Raw genomic sequence first — 9,841 nt, 5'->3', positions numbered from 1 at the left:
TGGCCGTTCACGAACGCGCTCGCGTCGCTCGCGAGGAACACGAGGGTGCCGACGAGATCCTCGACCTTCCCCCAGCGCCCCGCGGGCGTGCGCTGCGCGACCCACGCCGAGAACTCGGCGTCGTCGACGAGCTTCTGCGTGAGCTCGGTCGCGAAGTAGCCGGGCGCGAGCGCGTTGACGCTGATGCCGTGGGGCGCGAGGTCGGCGCACAGTCCCTTCGTGAGCATGACGATCGCACCCTTCGTCGCGCTGTAGGGCGCGATCGAGGGGCGGGCGAGCTGCGACTGGACGCTGCCGATGGAGACGATCCGGCCCGAGCCGCGCGCGATCATCCCGCGCGCGACGCGGCGCGACAGCAGGAACGCGCTCGTGAGGTTCGTGGCGAGGAGGTCGTGCCAGTCCTCGTCGGTGAACTCGGCAATCGGGTTGCGGCGCTGGATGCCGGCGTTGTTCACGAGGATGTCGGGGGTGCCGAGCCGCGCCTCGACGTCGTCGATGCCGGCCTCGACCGCCGACGCATCGGTCACGTCGAAGGTCGCGACGTGCGCCTCGCGGCCGGTCGACGCGGTGATCTCGCTCGCGGCGCGCTCGGCCTTCGCGCGGTCGCGGCCGTGCACGACGACGGTCGCGCCGGCCTCGGCGAGGCCCTGCGCGAGCGCGCGGCCGATGCCCTGGCTCGAGCCGGTGACGAGCGCTGTGCGCCCGGTGAGGTCGAAGAGCGCGGCGCCGCTAGGCATCAGTAGAACTCCTTCGTGGACATGACGTTCTGGAGCGGCTCGCCGTCGAGCAGCCGCGTCGCGTTCGCGGCGAAGAGCTCGGCGATGCGACGCGGCTCCTGCACCGAGAGGGCGGCGGTGTGCGGGCTCAGCAGCACGCTCGGGTGCTGCCACAGCGGCGAATCGGCGGGCAGCGGCTCGACCGCGGTGACGTCGAGCGCCGCGAAGCCGATGCGGCCGGCGTCGAGCGCGTCGAGCAGCGCGTCCTCGTCGACGACGGTGCCGCGACCGACGTTCACGAAGATGGTGTCGTCGCGCACGGCGCCGAGCACCTCGGTGCCGATGAGGCCGGTCGTGTGCGCCGTGCCGGGGAGCGTCGCGACGATCGCGTCGACCTGGCCCGCGGCCTCCGCGAGCTCGTCGATCGGCACGAGGCGGTCGACGTGCGCGACCGGCTCTCCCGAGCGCGTCGTGCCCCACACCGTGGCGCCGAGGGCCGAGAAGCGCTCGGCGACGACCTTGCCGATGCCGCCGAGCCCGACGACGAGCACGGTCATCTCGTTCACGTGGCGCATGAGGCGACGGCCGTCGCCCCACGTGCGCGCCGCCTGGTCGGCCTCGAGCTGGCGGAGGCCCTTCGCGCCGGCGAGCACGCCGAAGAGGGCCCACTCGGCGAGCGTCGTCGCGTGCATGCCGGCGCTCGTCGTGACGACGACGCGCTCGAGCTCGTCGTCGGTGAGCTGCGCGGCCTTCACCTGGCCGCCGCCGCCCGCCGCCGTCGTGTGGACCCAGCGCAGCCCGGGGTTCGCGCGCACCGCGCGGGCGAGCGCGGGCGGCGAGACGTCGGGCACGCCGAAGATCGCGTCCGCGCCGTCGAGCAGTGCCTCGAACGCGGCCTGCTGCTCCGCCGTGCGCTCCCACTCGGGGTCGCCCTCCCAATCGCCGGTCCAGCGCCACGGGCGCGTGAGCGAGGGATCGCGCAGCAGCTCGACGCGCGGCTCGAGCTCGCGGATGCGATCGGCGTTGGCGTCGTCGAGGCTGACGGCGACGGCGACCTTGAGGGTGGACTTCGGCATGGATGGACTCCTTCGTTGCAAGGCTATCGACGGGCGGACGGCGGTGGGCGCCGGATCAGCGCAGCGGCGTCTCGAGCCGCGCGTCGCCGACGACGACCGCGACGGTCGAACCGGCGGCGGCCTCGTGGTTCGACAGCGGAGCGCCCGCCATGATGACGTCGCCGGGTCCCAGCCGCACCCACCGCGCGACATAGGCGATCGACTCGCGCACGGGCACCGGCATCGCCTGCGCGCTCGAGTCGCGCACGCGCTGCCCGTCGATCTCGAGCGCGAGCGGCAGCTCGTCGATCGACGCGTCGGTGTCGATCCACGGCCCGAGCGGCGTCGAGCCGTCGCCGCCCTTCGACTCGAAGTTGCGCACGTCGAGCTCGGCGCGGTCGGGGTAGGAGATGTCGTCCACGGCGGTGACGCCCAGCACGAACTCGTGCGCGTTCGCCTCCGTGACGGCCGTCGCTGTCGGGTCGCCCGTGTCGCGGCCGATGACCACGGCGATCTCCGCCTCGACGACGACGCGCCCCGCATCGCGCCGCACGCGCACCGGCTCGCCGTGCGCGACGACACCGCGCGGGCTCTTGAGCCAGGCCTGCACGGGCAGCGGATGGTCGGAGGCGCCGCGGTTCTGCGCGATCCCGACGAGCACGGTCGGCACGGCCGGCGGCAGCAGCGCGGCGTCGGCGCTCGGGATCCGCGCGCCCGCGTCCGCGGGCTCGCGCCCTGCCGCGAGGGCCGCGTACGGATCCTCCACGGGCGTCCAGCCGTCGCCGTCCGGCCGCGCGTGCAGCGCGCGGCCGGCGACGGCGATCCGGGCGATCCGCATCAGCGCGCGGCCGAGCCGACGGGCAGGTCGGCGTCGCGCTCGTGGCCTTCGTCGGTCGAGACGTTGACGGCATCCTCGAGTCGCAGCAGGTCGCGGCCGCGCGTCTCGGGCACGAGGAACGTCGAGGCGGTCGTGATGAGCGCGAGGGCCGCCATGTAGATGGCCGGGAGCAGCCAGTCGCCGTCGGAGACCGCGAGCAGGTAGGCGCCCAGCACGCCGGCGAGGCCACCGGCGAGCACGGCGGAGATCTCGCGCGCCATCGCCACGCCGAGGTAGCGGTGGCGGTTGCCGAAGAGCTCGGGCAGCATCGCGCACTGCGGGCCGAGCATGGTGTTGACGGCGATGCCGATGCCGAGCGCGATGACGATCACGACCGTGAGCGGGTCGCCCTGCGACAGCAGCCACCACGCGGGGAACGCGTAGACGAGCATGAAGACCGCGCCTGCGCGGTAGATGACGCGGCGGCCGAACCGGTCGGAGAGGTGGCCGGTGAGCGGCAGCACGAGCATCGCGATGAGCGAGCCGACCGTGACGCCCCACGTCGCGACGCCCCGGTCGACGGGGTTCGCGAGGAAGTTGCCGGCGACGAACGCGAGCGCGAGCGTCTGGAACATGTAGGAGCCGCCGTTCTCGGCCATCCGCAGCCCGACGCCGACCGTGACGCCGGCGAGGCCCTTCGTGAAGATCTCGCGGATGGGTCGGTTCGCGACCTGCTCGTGCTTCTCGAGCTCGACGAACGTCGGCGTCTCCTTGAGCCGCAGGCGGATGAAGAGCGCGAGCAGGATGAGCACGAAGGAGGCGAGGAACGGGATGCGCCAGGCCCAGCCGAAGAAGACCTCGTCGGGCAGCAGCGACATGAGCGAGAACACGAGCGCGGCGAGCAGCGTGCCGAGCTGGATGCCGATGAAGGGCAGCGCCGAGAAGAAGCCGCGGCGGCGCACCGGCGAGTACTCGGCCATGAGCACGGTCGCGCCCGCCTGCTCGGCGCCCGCGCCGAAGCCCTGCGCGAGGCGCAGCACGGTGAGCAGGATCGGTGCCCAGATGCCGATCTGGTCGAAGGTCGGCAGCGCCCCGATGAGGGTCGTCGCGCCGCCCATGAGCAGGATCGTCACGACGAGCACCCACTTGCGGCCGAGGCGGTCGCCGAGGGTGCCGAAGAAGAGGCCGCCGAGCGGCCGGGCGAGGAAGCCGACGCCGAACGAGGCGAGGGATGCCACGACCGCGAACTCGGCCGGCAGGTTCGAGAAGAAGAGCTGCCCGAAGACGAGGGCCGAGAAGAGCCCGTAGAGGGCGAAGTCGAAGTACTCGAGCGCGCTGCCCACGCTCGAGGCGAGCGTCGCCCGGCGCAGATTGGCTGCGTACTCCGGGTCGTCGCTGTGCGCGGGGTGCTGCTGCGCGGTGGTTTCAGTCACGGTCCATCTCCTTCGACAGTCGTGCAAGGCATCGTTGCTGGAGCGACCGTACCACTCGGCTGAACGGCGTACAACCCCTTGGACGGGCGCGAGCGCGTCAGCCCTGCGGACCTCGCAGAGGGTTCGTGAGGGTGCGCGCGACGTCGAGCAGCGCGGCGCCGACCTCGTCGACGCGCGCCTCGTCGGCCTGCTCGACCGGCAGGGCCGCGCCCATCGCGAGCGCCGGGTCGGCCGGTGCCCACGGCTCGAGCGCGACCGCGACGCCCGTGATCCCGCCGAACGAGCCGCCGCGGTCGATCGCGAAGCCGCGCTCCCGCACCTCGCGCACCTGCGGCAGGAGCTCGTCGACCGTCGTGATGCTCCCCTGCGTCAGCGCGGCGAACGGCTGGGTCGGCTCGAGCAGCGCGCGCACCTCGTCGTCGCCGAGCCTCGCGAGCAGCGCGAGTCCCGTCGCGCTGAGCGCCGCGGGCAGCCGCGAGCCGAGCGGCGTGCCGAGCCGGTACGGGGAGCGGCCCTCGTGCCTCGCGAGGTAGAGCGCGTCGGTGCCGTCGAGCATCGCGATCTGCACCACCTCGCGGTGCAGCACGGGCGACGCGGCGACCACGCGGTAGAACTCGCGCACCTGGTTGAACTGCTGCGCGAAGGCGCCCCCGAGCTCCGCAGTGCGACGGCCGAGCCGGTAGCCGTTCGCCTCGCGCTCCACCATGCCGCCCTCCTCGAGCGCCGCGCAGAGGTTCGCGGTGGACGACTTCGCGAGGCCGAGCGCTCGAGCGATGTCGCTCAGCGTCATGGGGACGCCCTCCGCCTCGGCGAGCGAGCTGAGGATGCGCAGCGCGCGTGAGACCGCGGGTGCCGGATCGCGGTCGGCGCGATCGGCCGACCGCTGCGCCGCTGCCTGCTCGGTGGTCGCATCGTGCTGCGTCATGGTCCGCTCCTTCGCGGGTCGGTGTCTCGCCCACCCTAGACGCCAGATGGTCGGACGCCGTTCGGCATGCTGGCCAAGCGCGCCGCGCGACCGTAGCCTGGCGGCATGAGCAGCGCATCCCCCACCCCGGCCTCCACCCGCGACGACACGATCGGGGTCATCGGCCTCGGCGCGATGGGCGAGCCGATGGTGCGCCGACTGCTCGCGGCAGGACGAGCGGTCGTCATCACCGGCCGCTCGGCGCGGCCGGCGCTCGTCGAGGCGGGTGCGGTGTGGGTCGACTCGCCGCGCGAGCTCGCCGCTCGCGCCGGCGCGGTGCTGTCGATGCTCCCCGACCTGCCGCAGCTCGAGCAGGCGCTCGACGGACCCGACGGGATGCTCGCGGGCGCCGATGGCGGCGAGCTGCTCGTGCTCGTCGGGTCGACGTCGTCGGCGACCGGCGACCACGCGCTCGCGGGCCGGCTCTCGGCCGCGAGCGACGGCCGAGCGCGCGTCGCGGACTGCCCCGTATCGGGCGGCGTCGACGGCGCCGATGCCGGTGCGCTCTCGATCATGGTCGGCGGCGACGCGGCGGATGCGGCGCGCGCGGCGCACCTGCTCGACCCGTGCGGCCGGGCGGTGCACCTCGGTCCGGTCGGTGCCGGCGAGGTCGCGAAGGCCTGCAACCAGCTCGTCGTCGCCGCGACCATCACGGCGCTCGGCGAGGCGACGGTGCTCGCCGAGCGATCGGGGCTCGACCTCGAGGCGATGTGGACGCTGCTCGCCGGCGGCTACGCGGGGTCGAACCTGCTCGAGAGCCGCCGCGACAAGCTCGTGCGGGGCGACGACGCGCCATCGGGCATCGCGCGCTACATGATCAAGGACCTCGGGTTCGCCGCCGACGTCGCCGCCGCGACCGGCACGAACCCCGCGCTGCTGCCGACGCTGCGGTCGTTCTTCGACGAGATCGTCGAGCGCGGCCACGGCGAGCGCGACATCGCTGTCACCCGACGCGTCATCGCCGAGCGGTAGACCCCCGCTACCCGGCGTCCCGCAGGCGCGGGCCCAGCTCGTCGCGGAAGAAGCCGAAGAACGCGTCGGGATCGGGGCCGCCGTCCATGAGCGCGAGGTGGTCGAAGCCCGCGTCGCGGTACTCCTGGAACGCTGCGGCGTGCACCTCGACGTCGGGGCCGCACGCGAACGCATCCTCCATGTCGTCGACGCGCACGAACTGCGTCGCCTGGTCGAACGCCGTCGGGTCGGGCAGCTCGGCGAGCACCTTCCACCCGAGCGGCCCGAAGCGGAACCGCTCGTGCGCGGCCTCGGCGCCCGAGCGCGCGTCGGGGGCGAACGCCGTCGGCACCTCGCAGTAGCGCGGGCCGTCGCCGCCCGCCGTCGTCCACGCCTCGATGAGCGAGGCATCCGGGTCGGTCGCGAAGAGGCCGTCGCCGAGCTCCGCGGCGAGCGCCGCCGCTTGCGGGCCGCCGGCCGCGACCACGATCTGGGGCAGCGTCTCGGGCAGGTCGTAGACCCGCGCGTCCTCGAGCCGCAGGAAGTCGCCGCGGTACGAGTGGCTGCCGCCGCTCCACAGCAGCCGGATGATCTCGAGCGCCTCGCGGAGCCGCTGGTGGCGGTCGCCGATCTCGGGCCAGCCCTCCCCGACGATGTGCTCGCTCAACCGCTCGCCCGCGCCGACGCCGAGCGTGAAGCGACCGTCGGAGATGATCTGGAGCGTCGCAGCGGCCTGCGCGATGATCGCGGGGTGGTAGCGGATCGAGGGGCACGTGACGCCGGTCGCGAGCCGCAGCGAATCGGTCTTCGCGGCGATCGCCGACAGGATCGACCACGCGAACGAGGAGTGCTGGTGCTGCGGCAGCCACGGGTGGAAGTGGTCGCTGATCTCGACGAAGTCGAAGCCGGCGCGCTCGGCCTCGACCGCTCGCCGGATGAGCTCCTTGGGCGCGACGTCCTCGGCGAAGAGCTTGTATCCGATCTGCATGGCGACGACGGTAGGAGCCGCACCTGGAAGCGGGTTGGGACTCCGTGTCACGCGCCGCGCGTCGCCGTCCGGATCCGGTAGACGCTCGACGTCGCGGCGATCCAGAGCCAGCCGTCGTCGCCGAAGCAGAGGTTGGCGACCGTCTCGGGCACGGGGATGTGCGCGACGCGCTCCCCTGCGGGCGTCACGACGTGCACGCCGTCGGCGCTCGACGACCAGATGCGGCCCTCGGCGTCGACCGCGATGCCGTCGGGCGTGCCGGCGTCCATCGCGAAGACCCGGCGTCCGTCGACCGCGCGCGTCGCTGCGCCCTCGCCCTCGAGCCGGTAGGCGCGGATCGTGTTCGCCTCGGCGGTCTCGTCGTCGCCCGCGGAGTCGGTGACGTACAGCGTCGCGAGGTCGGGGCTGAAGGCGATGCCGTTCGGGCGGGCCATGTCGGTGACGACCGCGCGGATGCCGTCATCGGCGCGCCAGCGGAAGACGAAGCGGCCGCCGTACTCCTCCTCGCCGGGGTGGCCCTCCTCGGGCTTCTCGATGCCGTAGGGCGGGTCGGTGAACCAGACCGAGCCGTCCGGGTGCACGGCGAGGTCGTTCGGCGAGTTGAACCGCGCACCCTCGAAGCGGTCGACGAGCACGGTCACCTCGCCGTCGACCTCGAGCTCGATCGCCCGGCGGCCGTGCGAGCACTGCACGACGCCGCCGAGGCCGAGCGCCCGCCCGTTCGTGAACTCCACGCCCGTGCGGTGCTCGCCCATCTGCCCGTCCTCGTCGACCTCGAGGATGCGGTCGCCGTGGATGTCGCTCCAGCGCAGCACGCGCTCGTCGGGCATCCACAGCGGCCCCTCGCTCCAGGCCGCCCCGGTCGCCATCCGCTCGAGGCGGGCGTCGGGCGCGAGCAGGCCGGCGGGATCGTGCAGTTCGGCGGGATCGTGCGGTGCGGCGATGTCCATGCCGCGATGCAACCAGGCCCGGCTCCGCGTCACCCGGGAGCACGGCCGACCGTCCGCCGCGCATGCTCGACCGCATAGCCTGGGAGCGCCACTTCGAGAGGACCCCCATGCCTTCCGCCAACACCGCGCCTTCCAACAGCACCGCGCCTTCCGCCAGCACCGCGCCGTCCGCCAACATCGCCGTCGTCGGCCTCGCCGTGATGGGCTCGAACCTCGCCCGCAACCTCGCGAGCCGCGAGGGGAACACGGTCGCCGTCTACAACCGGACGACGTCGAAGACCGACGACCTCATCGCCGCGCACCCCGAGGCCGGCTTCGTGAAGGCCGCGACGATGCAGGAGCTCGCCGACTCGCTCCAGACGCCGCGCACCGCGATCATCATGGTGAAGGCCGGCCGCCCGACCGACGCGGTCATCGACGAGCTCGTGAGCGTGTTCGAGCCGGGCGACATCATCGTCGACGGCGGCAACGCGCTGTTCACCGACACCATCCGCCGCGAGGCGGCGGTGCGCGAGACGGGCATCCACTTCGTCGGCTGCGGCATCTCCGGCGGCGAGGAGGGCGCGCTCAACGGCCCCTCGCTCATGCCCGGCGGCACGGCCGAGTCGTACGCGACGCTCGGCCCGATCCTCACCGGCATCGCCGCGGTCGCCGAGGGCGAGCCGTGCGTGACGCACGTGGGCACCGACGGCGCCGGCCACTTCGTGAAGATGGTGCACAACGGCATCGAGTACGCCGACATGCAGCTCATCGCCGAGGCCTACGACCTCATCCGTCGCGGCACGGGCAAGAGCCCGGCCGAGATCGCCGACGTCTTCGACGAGTGGAACCGCGGCGAGCTCGAGTCGTACCTCATCGAGATCACCGCCGAGGTGCTGCGGCAGGTCGACGCCGACACCGGGCAGCCGCTCGTCGATGTCATCCTCGACGCCGCCGGCGCCAAGGGCACGGGTGCCTGGACCGTGCAGACCGCGCTCGACCTCGGCGTGCCCGTCTCGGGCATCGCCGAGGCCGTCTTCGCCCGCTCGCTCTCGTCGAGGCTCGCGCAGCGCGCCGCCGCGACCGACCTGCCCGGACCGTCCGACGCGTGGCAGGTCGACGACGCGGATGCGTTCATCGAGGACGTGCGGCAGGCGCTGTTCGCGTCGAAGATCGTCGCCTACTCGCAGGGCTTCGACGAGATCGTCGCGGCCGCCGTCGAGCACGGCTGGGACATCCAGAAGGGCGAGGTCGCCCGCATCTGGCGCGCCGGCTGCATCATCCGCGCCCGCTTCCTCAAGGACATCACGAAGGCGTACGCCGAGGACCCGGACCTGCCCGCGCTCATCCTCGCCCCGTACTTCCGGGCCGCGATGGCCTCGACGCACGAGGCGTGGCGCCGCGTGGTCGTCGCGGCCGCGCAGGCAGGCATCCCCTCGCCCGCGTTCTCGTCGAGCCTCGCCTACTACGACGGGCTCCGCGCCGACCGGCTTCCCGCCGCCCTCATCCAGGGCCAGCGCGACTTCTTCGGCGCCCACACCTACCGCCGCATCGACCGCGAAGGCACCTTCCACACCCAGTGGTCCGGCGACCGCACCGAGATCGCGGCGACCGACACCCACTGACCCCGAGCTCTCAACCGGCTGATCGGCGTCGCGAGGGCACTATCCCCTCGCGATACCAACTGGCCGGTTGAGATCGGTCGGTTGTACGGAGTCAGCGGCGCAGGAGGGCGCGGGCCGCGAGGCCGAGCGCGAGCCAGGCGGCCGCGGCGACGACACCCTGCCACGGCAGGGTGAGCACCACGACGAGGCACGCAGCGGCGCCCGCCCACGGCAGCCAGGCGGGAAGCCACATGCGCACCCGACCGTGGCGGCGCATCCGGATGGCCGACAGGTGCGCGACCGCGTAGTACGTGAGCACGCACGTCGACGAGAAGGCGACGAGGCTGCCGGCCGGCAGCAGCAGCGCCGCGGCGATCGCGGCGA

The 9,841-nt window shown here is 73.3% G+C and carries 9 protein-coding genes and 1 pseudogene; 2 read left to right on the top strand and 8 right to left on the bottom strand.

What is annotated here, in order from left to right; genetic code table 11:
- The 5 genes from ABD106_RS12565 to ABD106_RS12545 all read right to left on the bottom strand — a co-directional run.
- A partial coding sequence (locus ABD106_RS12565) for an SDR family NAD(P)-dependent oxidoreductase (RefSeq protein WP_343920850.1) occupies nucleotides 1–737 on the bottom strand: 737 nt, incomplete at its 3' end.
- Nucleotides 737–1,792: a D-2-hydroxyacid dehydrogenase gene (locus ABD106_RS12560; RefSeq protein WP_343920848.1), complete on the bottom strand. Its 1,056-nt coding sequence runs from the start codon at nucleotides 1,790–1,792 to the stop codon at nucleotides 737–739. The genes ABD106_RS12565 and ABD106_RS12560, both read right to left, overlap by 1 nt.
- Before the next feature lie 55 nt (nucleotides 1,793–1,847).
- The gene (locus tag ABD106_RS12555; protein ID WP_343920846.1) at nucleotides 1,848–2,609 is read right to left on the bottom strand and encodes a fumarylacetoacetate hydrolase family protein; all 762 of its coding nucleotides are present in this window, start codon (nucleotides 2,607–2,609) and stop codon (nucleotides 1,848–1,850) included.
- On the bottom strand, nucleotides 2,609–4,021 hold the full coding sequence (locus tag ABD106_RS12550) for an MFS transporter (protein WP_343920844.1): 1,413 nt from the start codon (nucleotides 4,019–4,021) through the stop codon (nucleotides 2,609–2,611). Before ABD106_RS12550 ends, ABD106_RS12555 begins: the two co-directional genes overlap by 1 nt.
- 97 nt (nucleotides 4,022–4,118) lie before the next feature.
- Nucleotides 4,119–4,946: an IclR family transcriptional regulator gene (locus tag ABD106_RS12545; RefSeq protein WP_343920842.1), complete on the bottom strand. Its 828-nt coding sequence runs from the start codon at nucleotides 4,944–4,946 to the stop codon at nucleotides 4,119–4,121.
- A gap of 105 nt (nucleotides 4,947–5,051) precedes the next feature.
- Between ABD106_RS12545 and ABD106_RS12540 the strand changes: the two genes are divergently transcribed.
- Nucleotides 5,052–5,957, top strand: a complete 906-nt coding sequence (locus ABD106_RS12540) for an NAD(P)-dependent oxidoreductase (protein WP_343920840.1) — start codon at nucleotides 5,052–5,054, stop codon at nucleotides 5,955–5,957.
- Between the two features lie 7 nt (nucleotides 5,958–5,964).
- Here the strand turns inward: ABD106_RS12540 and ABD106_RS12535 are convergent, their stop codons facing one another.
- Together ABD106_RS12535 and ABD106_RS12530 are read right to left on the bottom strand one after the other, a co-directional pair.
- Nucleotides 5,965–6,924 carry a TIGR03557 family F420-dependent LLM class oxidoreductase gene (locus tag ABD106_RS12535; RefSeq protein ID WP_343920838.1) on the bottom strand — a complete coding sequence of 320 codons (960 nt, stop codon included), beginning with the start codon at nucleotides 6,922–6,924 and terminating at the stop codon, nucleotides 5,965–5,967.
- A 47-nt stretch (nucleotides 6,925–6,971) separates the two neighbouring features.
- Nucleotides 6,972–7,874 (bottom strand): SMP-30/gluconolactonase/LRE family protein, encoded by a 903-nt coding sequence (locus tag ABD106_RS12530; protein WP_343920836.1) that lies wholly within the window; start codon nucleotides 7,872–7,874, stop codon nucleotides 6,972–6,974.
- Between the two features lie 107 nt (nucleotides 7,875–7,981).
- On the opposite strand from ABD106_RS12530, the gene gndA reads away from it, so the two are divergent.
- Entirely contained in the window at nucleotides 7,982–9,478 is a 1,497-nt protein-coding gene (gndA, locus tag ABD106_RS12525; RefSeq protein ID WP_343920834.1) for an NADP-dependent phosphogluconate dehydrogenase, read from the top strand.
- A 91-nt stretch (nucleotides 9,479–9,569) separates the two neighbouring features.
- On the opposite strand, the pseudogene ABD106_RS12520 reads toward gndA, so the two are convergent.
- A pseudogene (locus ABD106_RS12520) lies at nucleotides 9,570–9,841 on the bottom strand (amino acid permease); the annotation flags it as partial.

It is taken from the genome of Agrococcus citreus (assembly GCF_039527715.1).
GTDB classification, from domain to species: Bacteria; Actinomycetota; Actinomycetes; order Actinomycetales; family Microbacteriaceae; genus Agrococcus; species Agrococcus citreus.
Note: the sequence above shows the minus strand (reverse complement) of the source record. Positions and strands in the feature narration are given on the sequence as shown.